9 protein-coding genes and 1 pseudogene are annotated in these 14,215 nt (G+C 72.9%); 4 read left to right on the forward strand and 6 right to left on the reverse strand.

What is annotated here, in order from left to right; translation table 11 throughout:
• Window positions 1-123: 123 nt before the first annotated feature.
• The 3 genes and pseudogenes from V2W30_RS29170 (at window position 124) to V2W30_RS29180 (ending at window position 5,158) form a co-directional block, all read left to right on the forward strand.
• A pseudogene (locus V2W30_RS29170) lies at window positions 124-3,485 on the forward strand (trypsin-like peptidase domain-containing protein).
• 139 nt (window positions 3,486-3,624) lie between these two features.
• Window positions 3,625-4,575, forward strand: a complete 951-nt coding sequence (locus V2W30_RS29175) for a bifunctional riboflavin kinase/FAD synthetase (RefSeq protein WP_338701138.1) — start codon at window positions 3,625-3,627, stop codon at window positions 4,573-4,575.
• A 94-nt stretch (window positions 4,576-4,669) separates the two neighbouring features.
• Window positions 4,670-5,158, forward strand: a complete 489-nt coding sequence (locus V2W30_RS29180) for a carboxymuconolactone decarboxylase family protein (RefSeq protein ID WP_338701139.1) — start codon at window positions 4,670-4,672, stop codon at window positions 5,156-5,158.
• 141 nt (window positions 5,159-5,299) lie between these two features.
• Here the strand turns inward: V2W30_RS29180 and V2W30_RS29185 are convergent, their stop codons facing one another.
• From V2W30_RS29185 to V2W30_RS29210, 6 genes are all read right to left on the reverse strand, one after another.
• Window positions 5,300-6,292, reverse strand: coding sequence for an ABC transporter ATP-binding protein (locus V2W30_RS29185; protein WP_338701141.1), 993 nt, complete (start codon window positions 6,290-6,292; stop codon window positions 5,300-5,302).
• Window positions 6,289-7,284 (reverse strand): ABC transporter ATP-binding protein, encoded by a 996-nt coding sequence (locus V2W30_RS29190; protein WP_338701143.1) that lies wholly within the window; start codon window positions 7,282-7,284, stop codon window positions 6,289-6,291. Before V2W30_RS29190 ends, V2W30_RS29185 begins: the two co-directional genes overlap by 4 nt.
• Window positions 7,281-8,195 carry an ABC transporter permease gene (locus tag V2W30_RS29195; protein ID WP_338701145.1) on the reverse strand — a complete coding sequence of 305 codons (915 nt, stop codon included), beginning with the start codon at window positions 8,193-8,195 and terminating at the stop codon, window positions 7,281-7,283. The genes V2W30_RS29190 and V2W30_RS29195 overlap by 4 nt, the downstream gene beginning before the upstream one ends.
• Window positions 8,192-9,274: an ABC transporter permease gene (locus tag V2W30_RS29200; RefSeq protein ID WP_338701146.1), complete on the reverse strand. Its 1,083-nt coding sequence runs from the start codon at window positions 9,272-9,274 to the stop codon at window positions 8,192-8,194. The genes V2W30_RS29195 and V2W30_RS29200 overlap by 4 nt, the downstream gene beginning before the upstream one ends.
• Before the next feature lie 15 nt (window positions 9,275-9,289).
• A complete protein-coding gene (locus V2W30_RS29205; RefSeq protein ID WP_338701148.1) occupies window positions 9,290-11,149 on the reverse strand; it encodes an ABC transporter substrate-binding protein in 1,860 nt (619 codons plus the stop codon).
• Between the two features lie 252 nt (window positions 11,150-11,401).
• Window positions 11,402-13,123, reverse strand: a complete 1,722-nt coding sequence (locus tag V2W30_RS29210; protein ID WP_338701150.1) for a MinD/ParA family protein — start codon at window positions 13,121-13,123, stop codon at window positions 11,402-11,404.
• Between the two features lie 567 nt (window positions 13,124-13,690).
• Between V2W30_RS29210 and V2W30_RS29215 the strand changes: the two genes are divergently transcribed.
• Entirely contained in the window at window positions 13,691-14,197 is a 507-nt protein-coding gene (locus V2W30_RS29215; protein ID WP_338701152.1) for a hypothetical protein, read from the forward strand.
• The last annotated feature ends 18 nt before the right edge of the window (window positions 14,198-14,215 follow it).

The following is a 14,215-nucleotide window of genomic DNA, read 5'->3' on the forward strand; positions in this document are numbered from 1 at the left end:
GCTCGGAGTGAACCGGGGGAGTGGAAGGGGGCGCGTTCGGGCCGTGTCCTGTTCCGCTGATCATCGCGCGCCTACCGTCGGACCTACGGGGCGTGGCGGAGAGCGGGCGGGAGGGCGGCGGGCATGGTGGATCCGCCTCTGGTACGGATCTGTGATCTGGCCGGACGGCCGCGCGGGACGGGGTTCGCCGCGGACGACCGCGGCACCGTCGTCACCAGCCACGAGGCGGTGGACGGGCTCGGCCGCGTCGTGCTGCACGCGCCGGGCGGAGTCACCTGCGTCGTCGGACCCGAGTCGGTCGTCGCGCTCCCCGAGGCCGATCTCGCCCTCGTACGGACCGAAGGGCTCGGCGCGGCCCCGCTGCCGGTCGCGGCTCGGGGGCCGCTGGAGAACGGGGCGTACGTGCGCATTCCCGCCGGAGGCTGGCGCGAGGCGCGGGTGCTCGGGCACGGCGAGGTGACGTACACGGCCACCGACCGCTTCCATCTCCTCGACAGCGCCATGGAGTTGGCGGTGGGCACCGCGGGCGCCGACGCGCTGCGGCTCGGGGAGGCGCCGCGGGCGGGCCCGTGCTCGACGCCGGCACGGGGGCCGTGGTCGCCGTCCTCGGTACCGCACTGCAATCCGCGCATCAGGCCGCCGGGTTCGCCGTGCCGCTGCGGGCGGCCGCCGCCGCGGACCCGCGCGGGCCGCTCGCCGAACTCCTCGCCCGCAACGCGGCGACGGTGCCCGCGTACGGCGGCGACCTCAATCTCGCCGGTGTCCTCCAGGTGGCCGCCGTCTCCGTGGGCAGCGACGGGCCGGGGCGGAGCGGCAGGGTCGAACCCGTCGAACGGCCGGACGTGGTGCGGGAGTTGGCGACCTTCACGGCGGGCGGCGCCGCCGTGCTCGCGCTCGTCGGGGACCCGGGCAGCGGGCGTACGACGGAGCTGGCGGCCCTCGCCGCGCGGCGGGCCGCGGGCGACGGGGCCGCGCCCACCCTCTGGCTGCGCGGCGCCGATCTGCGCGGCGCCGACACGTCGGTCGCGGACGCCGTGGCGCGGGCTCTGGAGCGGTCCTGCCGGATCGTGGCCGCGTCCCGCGACACCGAACCCGGCGAGCTCGGCGACCTCACGCCCGACCGCGTCGCCAAGGTCGCCCGCGACGCGGGGCGCCCGCTCGTGCTGCTGCTCGACGGGCCGGAGGAGATGCCCCGGTCCTCGCGCACCGGCTCGCCGCGTGGTCGCGCGGCACCGAGCGCTGGCTGACGGCGGCGGGCGTACGGCTCGTCGTGGCCTGCCGCGCGGAGCACTGGGAGCGCGCCGGGGCGCTGTTCGGCGCCGACGTGCTGCACGGGCGGGCCGGACGACTGCCCGCCTGCGTGCGGATCGGGGACCTGGCGGACGGCCCCGCGCGGACGGCGCGGGAGCGGTACGGCATCCCGGAGGGCGCCCTGGCCGGGCAGGAGGCGGGACATCCGCTGTCGCTGCGGCTGCTCGCGGAGGTACGGGCGGCGCTGCCGGGGAGTCCTTGGGTGCCCCGACCGGGACGAGATCTTCGGCGCGTATCTGGACCTGATGTGCCTGCGGGTGGCGGTGCGGCTCGCCGCGCCCGCCGGAGTGCGCGGCAGCGGCGTGCGGCGGCTCGCGGCGCGGGTGTCGGGGCAGTTGCACGAGGCGGCACGGCGCTGTCTGGGGCCAGGGCAGGGGGAGTTGGACCGGGCGGCCTTCGAGGAGCTGTTCCCGTGGGGGGTGCGGGACGGGGTGTCCGGGTGGGCGTCGGCCGTGCTCGCGGAGGGCGTCCTGGTGCCGGCCGGGGGCGGGTACCGGTTCGCGCACGAGGAGGTCGCCGACTGGATCCAGGGCATGCATCTGGATCTGGAGGCGGCGGTCGAGGCGCTGGTGCTGCGGCGGCGCGGCGGGTCGTCGGTGCCGGTGCCCCGGCACCGGGCGGGCCCGGTCGTACGCGCGCTGCTTCAGGTCGAGCGACAGGTGGGCGCGGCCGAACTGGGTTCCAAGCTGAGGGAGTTGGTGCCCTGGATCGGGCCGGAGCCACCGCGGCCCGCGGCAGGGGTGCCCGGCGCCGGGGACGAGGCTTCCTGGTGGGCGGCCCACCTCGTCGGCGAGGTGCTGCTGCGCGTGCGGGAGGCCCGCGCCCACCTCCCCGTACTCGAAGAACTCGCCGACGCCGGGGCCTTCGGGCCGTGGTTCTGGATGGCGCTCGACATCGACGACGACACGCGGTTCGCGCTGCTGCGGCGGCTCGTCGTACGGGACGGGGCCGAGGCCGGTGAGCGGTATCTCGACGCCGTCGCCGAGGCGCTCGCCGCCGACCCGGGGCGGGTGCAGCGGCAGCTGACCCGGTGGTTCGACGACGAGCGGGAGCTGCCCGCGCTGCCCGACGCCACCGTCGCGACCGCCGCCCAGGCGCTGCTCCACACCCACCGGCACCGGGCCGTCGACGACCTGACCGAGGCGCTCGTCGACTGCGCCCACCCGCGCGCCGACGAGCTGCTCGCCGCGCTCGCCGACGAGGAGCCGTCCGCGCTGTGCCGGGCCGTCGACCGATGGGCGCACGACGAGCGGCCCGCCCGGCACGTGGCGGCCGTGGCGTACGGACTGCGGGCCGCGCCCCGCGTCACCAGCGAGGCCGACCGGGGCCTGCTGCGGTACGCGGCGCTCGCCCTGCTGTCCCGCCCCTCCGACTGCACCCTGCACGGCGCCGCGCTCGCCTTCCTCGTCCGGGATCCGCAGTCCCGCTCCGCGTATCTCGCGCCCGCCCTGAGCCGGTTCGCCGCCGGTGACCCGCAGCTGCCCGCGGCGGCGCTCGCCACGGCGCTCGGCACGCACCCGGAGCCGGTCCTCGCCGCGTTCCAGGCGAGGCTGCGGGAGCAGGGACCCGGCACCGGGGACGTGCTGCGCACCCTGGCCGAGGTCACCACCCCCGCACTCGCCCGCCGAGCCGCGGGTCTCGTACAGGATCTGGCACGGGACCGGCCGGAGGCGGCGGCCGGGCAGGTGGCCGGGTTCGTGGACCGGCGTCTGGAGTACGGCGCCGGTGCGCGAGCCGTGCTGTTCCCGCTGGTCGTGGGCCTGCTCCAGACCGGGGCCGTGGCCGTGCGCGGCGCCCTCGCCCCCGTGCTCGCCGCCCCCGGCACGCCCGCCTCGCGCGCCCTGCGGGCCGAGCTCCTCGACGTCCTGCTCGGCCAGGAGCGGGACCTCACGGTCCTGGACGCCGTGCTGTGCGCGGTCGCCCGGAGCGCGGCGCGACGCGGACAGGCGCCCAGCCGGGAGCTGGTGCACCGCACCGGCATGCTGCTCGTACGGACCCCGGAGGGCGCCGCCTGTTTCGACCGGCGCCTGGTGGAGCTGGCACGGACCGTGCCGGAGTTCGCGCCGCTGGTCGCGCGGTGGCTCGCGGCGGCGCCCCAGGAGTGGGCGGCGCTGGTCGGCCCCAGCGCCCGCCGCATGATCGAGAACCTGGCCGGGGTGCGGGTCCCCGCCTGACCGACGCCCCGCCTCCCGATGCGAGGCGCGAGCAGTCGGCATGGCACTCTTAGACCTGCGTATTCGGTGCGGAGACGGACCGGGACGCGCAGACGCAGAGACGAAACCGTCGTACACAGGTTCGCGAGGAGCAATCACCGTGCAGCGCTGGCGTGGCTTGGAGGACATCCCCCAGGACTGGGGGCGCAGCGTCGTCACCATCGGCTCCTACGACGGAGTGCACCGCGGACACCAGCTGATCATCGGGCGGGCCGTGGAACGGGCGCGCGAGCTGGGCGTCCCGGCCGTCGTCGTCACCTTCGACCCGCACCCGAGCGAGGTCGTGCGCCCCGGCTCGCACCCGCCGCTGCTCGCGCCGCACCACCGGCGTGCCGAGCTGATGGCCGAGCTCGGCGTGGACGCGGTCCTCATCCTCCCGTTCACCACCGAGTTCTCGAAGCTGTCGCCGGCCGACTTCGTGGCGAAGGTGCTCGTCGACAAGCTGCGCGCGCGCCTGGTCGTCGAGGGCCCCAACTTCCGCTTCGGCCACAAGGCCGCGGGCACCGTCGACTTCCTCGTCGAGCAGGGTGCCACCTACGACTTCGAGGTCGAGGTCGTCGACCTGTACGTCAGTGGCAGCGCGGGCGGCGGCGAGCCGTTCTCGTCCACGCTGACCCGGCGGCTCGTCGCCGAGGGTGACGTGGAGGGGGCCCGCGAGATCCTCGGGCGGCCGCACCGCGTCGAGGGCGTCGTCGTGCGCGGCGCGCAGCGTGGCCGCGAACTCGGCTTCCCGACCGCCAACGTGGAGACCCTGCCGCACACCGCGATCCCCGCCGACGGCGTCTACGCGGGCTGGCTGCACGTGAACGGCGAGGCGATGCCCGCCGCGATCTCCGTCGGCACGAACCCGCAGTTCGACGGCACCGAGCGGACCGTCGAGGCGTACGCGATCGACCGCGTCGGCCTCGACCTGTACGGGCTGCACGTCGCCGTGGACTTCCTCGCGTTCGTGCGCGGCATGTCGAAGTTCGACTCGCTGGAGCAGCTCGTCGAGGCGATCGCCGACGACGTGAAGCGCGCGCGCGAGCTCATCGAGGCGTACACCGACTAGGACGTGGCCCAGGCCACACCTCAGGTGTGTCACACCGTCGCCCCCTGTCTCGTCACCTAGGCGTACCCAGCCACAACGAGACAGGGAGCACGCCATGGAAGCGCGCCTGAACATGTTCGCCAACAAGTCCGCGATGAGCTTCGTGAAGCGTCTCGCCGGGGCGCACATGCCGCTCGCGGACGCGGGTCTGCCCGCCGCGACGCAGGAACTCGTGAAGATCCGCGCCAGCCAGATCAACGGCTGTTCGGGCTGCCTCGACATGCACACCAAGGAGGCGGCCGCCGCCGGTGAGACCACGCTGCGGCTGCACCTCGTCGCCGCCTGGCGCGAGGCCACGGTCTTCACCGACGCGGAGCGCGCCGCGCTCGAACTGGCCGAGGAGGGCACGCGCCTCGCGGACGGTGCCGGCGGCGTCAGCGACGCGGTGTGGGAGAACGCCGCGAAGCACTTCGACGAGGAGCAGCTCGGGGCCCTGGTCTGCCTGATCGCCGGCATCAACGCGTTCAACCGCCTGAACGTGATCACGCAGCAGCCGGCCGGTGACTATGTGGTGGGCCAGGCGGCGGCGTTCCACCAGGAGTAGGCGGTTCCGCGCCTTCGTCGCCGGGCGGGGGTGTCGCCCCTGAAGGGCAAGCGGCGAAGCCGCACGCCTTCAGGGGCGCGAGGAACCGCGCGAGCGGCCACGAACGACCCGTACCCGTCGCCGAGCCCCCGGAGGCGGCGCCTAAGGCGCCCCCTCCGTGACCCGGGCGGCGGCCCAGTGGCACGCCACCTGCGCCCCGCCCGCACCCGACAGCACCGGCAGGTCCACGGTCCGGCACGCCTCGGAGACACCCGCCGCGTCCGCCTCCCCGCTCGCCAGGATCTGGCACCGCGCGTGGAACCGGCAGCCGCCGGGAATCCGCGACGGGTCCGGCGGCTCGCCGGTGAGGACCACCGGATCGCCGGGCGCCTCGGGAAGCACCGACAACAGGGCCTGCGTGTACGGGTGCTGAGGCGACGTCAGGACCTCCTCCACCCTGCCCGTCTCCACGATCCGCCCCAGGTACATCACCGCGACCCGGTCCGCGATGTTCCACGCGAGCCCCAGGTCGTGCGTGACGACCAGCGCCGAGAGCCCCAACTCGTCCCGCAGCCGCAGGAGCAGCGCCAGGATCTCGCCGCGCACCGACGCGTCCAGCGACGCCACCGGCTCGTCCGCCACGATCAGCTCCGGCTCCAGGACCAGCGCACCCGCGATCACCACGCGCTGGCGCTGACCGCCGGACAGCTCGTGCGGGTAGCGCAGGAAGAACCGCTCCGGGGGCCGCAGCCCCGCACGGGACAGGGCGTGGGCGACGGCCTCGCGCTCGTCGCCCGCGTACCCGTGGATACGCAGCCCCTCCGCCACCGCGTCGTACACGGTGTGCCGCGGATTGAGCGAGCCGCTCGGGTCCTGGAGCACCAGCTGCACCCGCTTGCGGTACGCCTTCAGCGCCCGTGAGCCGTAGTCCAGCGGTTTCCCGGAGAACGTGACTCGCCCCGACGTCGGCCGCTCCAGGCCGAGCAGCGTGCGGGCCAGACTCGTCTTGCCGCAGCCCGACTCGCCGACCAGGGCCACGATCTCGCCCGGCGCGATGTCCAGGTCGACGCCGTCCACGGCCCGTGCCTCGGCGGCGCCCCGCCGGCCCGGGAACGTCATGTGCAGTCGGTCGGCGCTCAACAGTGTCTCGGTCATGCCGTCGTGCTCCTTGCCTCGACCGCGTCGGCGGCGCTGTCGGTCGCGTCCACGTGCACACACGCCACGCGTCGCCCCGGCCCCGCGTCCCGCAGCACCTGGTCCTGCGTCGAGCACACCTCCACCGCCACCGGGCAGCGGGGATGGAACGTACAGCCGGACGGCAGCGCCGACGGGTCCGGCGGGTCGCCGGGCAGCCCGCGCGGCGCGAACCGGGACGCCGGATCGCCGATCGTGGGGAACGCGGCCGACAGCGCCTTGCCGTACGGATGCGCCGCGTTCTCGTACACCTCGGCGGCCGGGCCCTCCTCGACGACGCGGCCCGCGTACATCACCGCGAGCCGGTCGCAGGTGTCGGAGAGGACCGCGAGGTCGTGGCTGATCATGATGAGCCCGAGGCTCTGCTCCGCCACCAACTGCTCGATCAGGCGCAGGATCTGGGCCTGGATCATCACGTCCAGCGCCGTCGTCGGCTCGTCCGCGATGATCAGCTCCGGGTCGCAGGCGAGCGCCATCGCGATCATCACGCGCTGGCGCTGGCCACCGGACAGCTCGTGCGGGTACGAGGCGGCGCGCGCGGCCGGAAGCCCCACGTGTTCGAGGAGTTCGGCGACCTTCTTCTTCGCGCCCGCCTGCGTGGCCTTCTTGTGCAGCAGGATCGGCTCGGCGATCTGGTCGCCGACGCGGTGCACGGCGTTCAGCGAGTGCATCGCGCCCTGGAAGACGATCGACGCGCCCGCCCAGCGCACCGCGCGGACCCGGCCCCACTTCATGGCCAGGGCGTCCTCCCCGTTCAGGAGGATCTCGCCGGAGACCTTCGCTCCGGCGGGCAGCAGCCGCAGCAGCGCGAGAGCCAGCGTCGACTTGCCGCAGCCCGACTCGCCCGCGATGCCGAGCTTCTGGCCCGCCTCGACGGACAGGTTCACGCCGCGGACGGCCTGCGCCCCTCCGGCGTACGTCACTTCGAGGTCCCGTACCTCCAGAAGCGTCATGACCGCACCCCCAGCTTCGGGTTGAGGACGGATTCGATGGCGCGGCCGCACAGCGTGAAGGAGAGCGCCACGACGGCGATCGCGATGCCGGGCGGTGCCAGGTACCACCAGTCGCCCGCGCTCACCGCGCCCGCCTCGCGCGCGTCCTGGAGCATGCCGCCCCACGAGGTGATCGTCGGATCGGACAGACCGAGGAAGGCGAGGGTCGCCTCCGTGAGGATCGCGGACGAGATGATCATCGTGGTCTGGGCGAGGACCAGCGGCATCACGTTCGGCAGCACGTGCCGGGTCATGACATGACCGTGGCCGCCGCCGAGCGCGCGGGCCCGCTCGATGTACGGGCGGGACTCCACGGCCAGCGTCTGGGCGCGCACGAGCCGGGCCGTGGTCGGCCAGGTCGTCACGCCGATCGCGATGATGACGGTCCACATCGAGCGGTCCATCACCGTCGCCAGCGCGATCGCGAGGACCAGCGTCGGCATCACCAGGAACCAGTCCGTGACACGCATCAGCACGGTCGCGTACCAGCCGCGGAAGTGCCCGGCGACGATCCCGATGACCGTGCCGATCGCCACGCACAGGAACGCGGCGAGCAGACCGACGGTGAGCGAGACCCGGGCCCCGTACACCAGGAGCGCGAGCACACTGCGCCCGAACTGGTCGGTGCCCAGCGGGAACTCGGCGCTCGGTCCCTCCAGCGGGCCGCCGGGCGCACTGGTCACCGACTGCGCGTCCGCGCCGACCAGGACCGGGGCGAGGATCGCGACGAGCGCGATCAGGAGCAGCAGACCCAGGCCCCACAGGCCGCCCTTGTGCGCGCGGTAGGAGCGCCAGAAGCGGGCCAGGGACTGCCGCTTGCGGGCGCGCGCCAGCGACCTGGCACTGGCGCTCGCGGGGGTTGTCGTCGTCATCGGCCCACCCTCGGGTCGAGCAGCGGATAGAGGATGTCGGCGAGGGTGTTCGCGAGGATCACCGCGGTGGCGAAGACGAAGAACAGGCCCTGGACGAGCGGGAGATCGGGCACGGAGAGCGCCTGGTAGAAGAGGCCGCCGAGGCCCGGCCAGGAGAACACCGTCTCGACGAGGATCTGCCCCGCCACCACCTGTCCGAGGTTCACGAACATCAGGGTGAAGGTGGGCAGCATCGCGTTCGGCACCGCGTGCTTGCGGCGCACGACGTCGTCGCGCAGCCCCTTGGCCCGCGCGGTCGTCAGATAGTCGCTGCCCATCTCGTCGAGCAGCGAGGAGCGCATGACGAGCAGCGTCTGCGCGTAGCCGACCGCGACCAGCGTGATCACCGGGAGGACCAGATGGTGCGCGACGTCGATGACGTACGCGAATCCGCTCTCGCCACCCGATTCGAGGCCGCCCGTCGGGAACATGCCGGGGATCGGGCCGACGCCCACCGCGAACACGATGATGAGGAGCAGGCCCAGCCAGAACGACGGGACCGAGTACAGGGTCAGCGCGAACGCCGTGTTGAAGCGGTCGCTGCGCGATCCGTTGCGCCACGCCGTGCGGGTGCCCAGCCAGATGCCGAGCGCCGAGTACAGGACGTACGCCGTGCCGGTCAGCAGCAGCGTCGCGGGGAGCGCATCGGTGATCTTGTCGATGACCGGGGTGTGGAACTGGTACGACATCCCGAAGTCGCCGGTCAGCGCGTCCCCGATGTACGACGTGAACTGCTTCCACATCGGCTGGTCGAGGCCGAACTGGTGACGCAGGTTCTCCAGTTGCTGCTCGGAGACGCGCCGGCCGCCGGTCATCTGCTTGACCGGGTCGCTCGGGATGAGGCGGAACAGGAAGAAGCTCGTGACGAGGACGGCGAAGAGCGAGACCGCCGCCCCCACGATCTTCGTCGCGGCGTACTGGAGGTACGCCTTGGTGTTGCGGGCCCGTGGGCCGCGGGCGGCCGACGACGGCCCCACCGGAGTGGGGCCGCCGTCGGACGTCGCGGACTGCACGAGCGCCGGGGTGCTGTCAGCAGCCATGGTTCACGTGCTCTCTTACTCGCGGTCGTCCGCGGTCGTCCGGCGGCGCATCCCGAAGAACACGCCTCCGCCGATCAGCAGGAGCGCGACGACCACGATCCCGATCACGACACCGGTGGAGCTGCCCGAGTCCGACGAGTCACCGCTGTCCGACGAGGACGCCGGAACGGCCGACCACCAGCTCCAGTAGCCGTCCTGGCCGTAGATGTTGCCGGCCGCGGTGGGCATCGTCTGGATGGACTTGATCTGGTCCGTGCGGTACGCCTCGACCGCGTTCGGGTACGCCATGACATTCATGTACCCGGAGTCGTACAGCCACGACTCCATCTGCTTGACGATGTCCGCCCGCTTGGCGGGGTCGTACTCGGCCAGCTGCTTCTGGTAGAGCTCGTCGTACTTCTTGTCGCAGATGAAGTTGTCGGTGGCCGCGCTCTCCTTGGCCTTGGTGGGCAGCGCCGCGCAGGTGTGGATGCCGAGCACGAAGTCCGGGTCCGGGTTCACCGACCAGCCGTCGAAGGCGAGGTCGTACTCACCGGCGTACCAGGGCACGGAGACGTCGTCGATGCAGTCGACCTTCAGGCCGATGCCGAGCTTGCCCCACCACTCCTTCAGGTACTTGCCGATCGCCTTGTCGTTCGGGTCGGTGGCGTGGCACAGGATGCGGAAGTCGAGCGGCTTGCCGTCCTTGCCGACGCGCTTGCCGTCCTTGAGCTTGTAGCCCGCGTCGTCGAGCAGCTCGGCCGCGGCCTTGGTGTCGTAGCTCAGCTTCTGGCTGTCCGACGGCTGCCAGAAGTAGTCCTTGAAGCGCGGCGGGATGTAGCCCTCGCCCTGCACCGCGTGGCCCTGGAAGACCCGGTCGACGATGGCCTTGGTGTCGACCGCGCGGAACAGCGCCTGGCGCACCTTCTGGTCGAGCAGCGCCTTGTTGCCGTCGCCGAACTTCTTGCCGTCCTTGGTCCGCGCGCCCGGGTTGGTGGCGATCGCGTAGAAGCGGCGCCCCGGACCCTCGTTGACCTTGATGTTCTTCTCGCCCTTGAGGGACGCCGCCTGAGCGGGTGTCAGGGCCGGGGAACCGGCGACGAAGGAGACCTCGCCCTTGCGGAGCGCGGCGACCGCGGCGTCCTGGTCCTTGTACGTCTTGAAGACGATCTCGTCGAACTGCGGCTTCCCGGTCTTGCGCCAGAAGTCCTTGTTGCGCTCCAGCTTCACGTACTGGTCGGTCTTGTAGCCGGTCAGGACGTACGGGCCGTTGCCGACGACCGGGAACGTGTCGTCGTTGTTGAACTTCGAGTAGTCCTTGACGTCCTTCCAGACGTGCTCCGGCACGATCGGGACGTCGAGCGCCGTCATGGTCGCCTGCGGCTTCTTGAGCTCGATGACCAGCTGGGTGTCGCTGGGCGCCGTGACCTTCTTGAAGTTGCCGACGAAGGAGCCGTTCGCGGTGGCCGCGCCCTCGTCCGTCATCATCTTGTTGAACGTGAAGGCCGCGTCCTTGGCCGTCGCCTGCTCACCGTCGGACCACTTCGAGTCGTCCCGGATCGTGTACGTCCACGTCAACTTGTCGGACGACGACTCCCACTTGGTGGCGAGGCCGGGGATGACGTGGTTGTCCTTGGCGTCGTAGTTCGTCAGGTACTCGTACGTGAGTCGGTGGATGCTCGTACTGAGCAGCCGCTGCGCCAGGAACGGGCTCAGCGAGTCGACGCTCTGCGCGACCGCGACGGTGAGCGTCGTCTTGTCGCCGCTGTCTTTGGCCTGGGCCTCTTGGGGGAACGGATTGAGCGGCGTGGCCAGCGCGGCGGTCAGGGAGAACGCGGCGAGACCGGCTGCCAGGAGAGTTCTGTGGTGCGGATGTTGCTGAGCTTGTTCGTTCATCGGTCGGTGACCTCGCGCATCGCTCGCACAGCATGGGCATGGCTGAATGAAGTGTGTGTTTATCAGCGGCTGTTGACGCACGTCAACGGCAGGTGAACCCCATGTGGCCTGCGGAAATAACGAGTTGACGTGCATTTCACGCACATTGGTCGAGACCTCTGACGCTTTGCAGGCCAGAGCGTGATGCCCGTAATGCTCAGGAGCGCGCGAAAGGCCCGCACCGTCCAACGGTGCGGGCCTTTCGGTGAGTTGTCACTGCTGCGGTGGTTGCTGCTGCCACGCCGGCGGCGGGCCGGGCTGACCTTGCGGCTGCGCCTGCGGCTGTGCCTGCTGCGGCGGCGGAGGCGGCGGGGTCTGCCAGCCGGGCTGCGGTCCGGGCTGACCCGGCTGGGCGGGCGGCGGCGGACCCTGGGGCGGCATCCCCTGCGGCGGGTACGGGGCCTGCGGCTGCTGGCCGGGGTACGGCTGCGGGGGCGGCTGCTGACCCGGGTAGGGCTGCTGCTGGTAACCGGGCATCGGCGGGGCCATGGTGGGCGGCTGGCCGCCGTCCGCCTGGGTCCACAGGCCCTGCTGCTGCTGAGCCCGCACGAAGTCCTCGGCGACCATCGCGGAGAGGTTGAAGTACGCCTCGCGCACCTTCGGCCGCATCATGTCGAGGTCGACCTCGGCACCGGCCGCCAGGTGCTCGTCGAACGGGACCACGACGACACCGCGGCAGCGCGTCTCGAAGTGGCTGACGATGTCCTCCACCTTGATCATCTTGCCGGTCTCGCGCACACCCGAGATGACGGTGATGGAGCGCGAGACGAGGTCGGCGTAGCCGTGCGCGGAGAGCCAGTCCAGCGTCGTACTGGCACTGCTCGCGCCGTCGACCGACGGGGTCGAGATGATGATCAACTGGTCGGCGAGGTCGAGGACCCCCCGCATCGCGGAGTAGAGCAGGCCGGTGCCCGAGTCGGTCAGGATGATCGGGTACTGCTTGCCGAGCACGTCGATGGCGCTGCGGTAGTCCTCGTCGTTGAACGTCGTCGAGACCGCCGGGTCCACGTCGTTCGCGATGATCTCCAGTCCGGACGGCGCCTGCGACGTGAACCGCCGGATGTCCATGTACGAGTGCAGGTGCGGGATCGACTGCACCAGGTCGCGGATGGTCGCGCCGGTCTCCCGGCGCACGCGGCGGCCGAGGGTGCCCGCGTCCGGGTTGGCGTCGATCGCGAGGATCTTGTCCTGGCGCTCGGTGGCCAGGGTCGAGCCGAGCGCGGTGGTCGTGGTCGTCTTGCCCACACCGCCCTTGAGGCTGATCACGGCGATGCGGTAGCAGGACAGGACCGGCGTGCGGATCAGGTCCAGCTTCCGCTGCCGCTCGGCCTCTTCCTTCTTGCCGCCGAGCTTGAAGCGGTTGTTGCCGCCGCCGGGGCGGCTGCTCTTCGCCTTCTGCTTCTTGTTGTTGAGCAGCCGGTCGGCCGACAGCTCGACGGCCGCGGTGTAGCCGAGCGGTGCGCCGCCGACGTTCGTGGGCTGGCGCTGGTCGTGCTGTATGGGCTGCGGCCAGGCGGCGCCGGTACGGGGGTCGGCGGCCGGGGCGGGCTGCGCGGCCGCGGGCGGCTGCGGGTACGGACCCTGACCCTGACCCTGGGCCGGGGGCTGCGGTTGGGCCTGGCCCTGCTGCTGGGGGAACCCGTAACCGCCTCGCGGGGCAGGGGGTTGGGGGCGCCGGGCTGCGGCTGAGCCTGCATGGGGGCTGCGGGTGCGGCTGGGGCTGGGCCTGAGGCTGCTGCTGGGGAAGCCGTAGCCGCCCTGGGGGGCGGGGGATGTGCCTGCGGCTGCGGCTGCGGCTGCGGCTGAGCCGGGGCTGCTGCTGCGGGAAGCCGTAACCGCCTTGCGGGGCAGGGGGTTGGGGGCGATGGGCTGACCCGGTGCCGCGATCGGGGCCGGGGCTGCGCCTGCGGCTGAGGCTGGGGAAGCCGTAGCCACCGCCCGGCTGGGGCTGAGCCTGCTGCTGCGGGAAGCCGTAGCCGCCCTGCGCCGGGGCCGGAGGCTGGTGCTGTGCGGCCGCCGGGGGCTGCGCGGGCCATGCTTCCGGCGCGGCGGGGGCGACCGGGGCGGCGGGGGCCACCGGAGCGGCCGGGGCTGCTGGCCGGGAGCCGGCTCGGTCCACTGCTGGGCGGCGGGCGGCGCGGCCGGCTGGAACGCCGGGGGCAGCGGCGGGACCCCGCCTTCCGGGGCGGGCGGGGAGTCCAGGCGGCGGGCGCGTCCGGTACGACGGGGGCGTCGGGCGCGGACTCCGCCTGATCCGAGCCGTCCGTGCCGGCGGTCTCGGCGACGACGGCCGGCTCGGGGAGCTCGGGAGACTCAGGGGCCTCGGGAGACGTCGGGGTCACGAAGGCATCCGGGAGCGCGGGAGCCTCGCCGGTGTTCGCGGCGTCGCTGCCGGCGACCGGGTCGACGCCTGCGTCGAGGCCCGTGCTCGTGGGGGCGCCGCTGTCAGCACCGCTGCTCGTGTCGGTGCCCGTACCCGGGTCTGCTCCCGTGCCCGTGCCCGTGTCCGTACCGGTACCGGCGCTCGTGTCCGCCGCGCGCAGCGCGAAGTCCCCGTCGTCCGAGCCGCCGGTGGGGGCGTCGCCCTGCGTGCTGTGGGCGTCGACCCAGGAGCGTGGCGTCTCGGCGTCGCCCTCGGCGGGCGTCACGTCCGCCTGCGGGGCCGGCTGCTCGTCCTTGTGCTCGTCGCCCTGCGCGTTCCCCTGCGCGTTCCCGTGCTCGTGCTCCTGCGTGCTGCCCTGCTCGGGCTGCTGCTCGCCGAGCGCCGACAGTTCCGCGAACTCCCGCTTCAGCGCGGCCGCGGAGAACTTCATCGTGGCGCCGCTCTCCAAGTCCCCGTTGCCGGAGCCGGAGTCGGAGCTGACGTCGGACGCGGCCTGGGGCGCGGGCGGGGCGACCGGCGCGGGAGCCGGCGGAACCGGAGCGGGCGGGGCCGGAACCGGAGCCGGTGCGGGCGGCTCGGGCGTGCTCGCCGCCGCGTTCTGCGTGTACCAGGCCGGAGGGGCGTAGTCGATGGTGAACTCGCCC

Source organism: Streptomyces sp. Q6, from assembly GCF_036967205.1.
Lineage (GTDB): Bacteria > Actinomycetota > Actinomycetes > Streptomycetales > Streptomycetaceae > Streptomyces > Streptomyces citrinus.

Excerpts from the sequence above, each read along its gene's own strand:
- V2W30_RS29205 (WP_338701148.1), bottom strand. The coding sequence starts at position 11,149 with ATGAACGAACAAGCTCAGCAACATCCGCACCACAGAACTCTCCTGGCA.
- V2W30_RS29180 (WP_338701139.1), top strand. The coding sequence starts at position 4,670 with ATGGAAGCGCGCCTGAACATGTTCGCCAACAAGTCCGCGATGAGCTTC.
- V2W30_RS29200 (WP_338701146.1), bottom strand. The coding sequence starts at position 9,274 with ATGGCTGCTGACAGCACCCCGGCGCTCGTGCAGTCCGCGACGTCCGAC.
- V2W30_RS29190 (WP_338701143.1), bottom strand. The coding sequence starts at position 7,284 with ATGACGCTTCTGGAGGTACGGGACCTCGAAGTGACGTACGCCGGAGGG.
- V2W30_RS29185 (WP_338701141.1), bottom strand. The coding sequence starts at position 6,292 with ATGACCGAGACACTGTTGAGCGCCGACCGACTGCACATGACGTTCCCG.
- V2W30_RS29195 (WP_338701145.1), bottom strand. The coding sequence starts at position 8,195 with ATGACGACGACAACCCCCGCGAGCGCCAGTGCCAGGTCGCTGGCGCGC.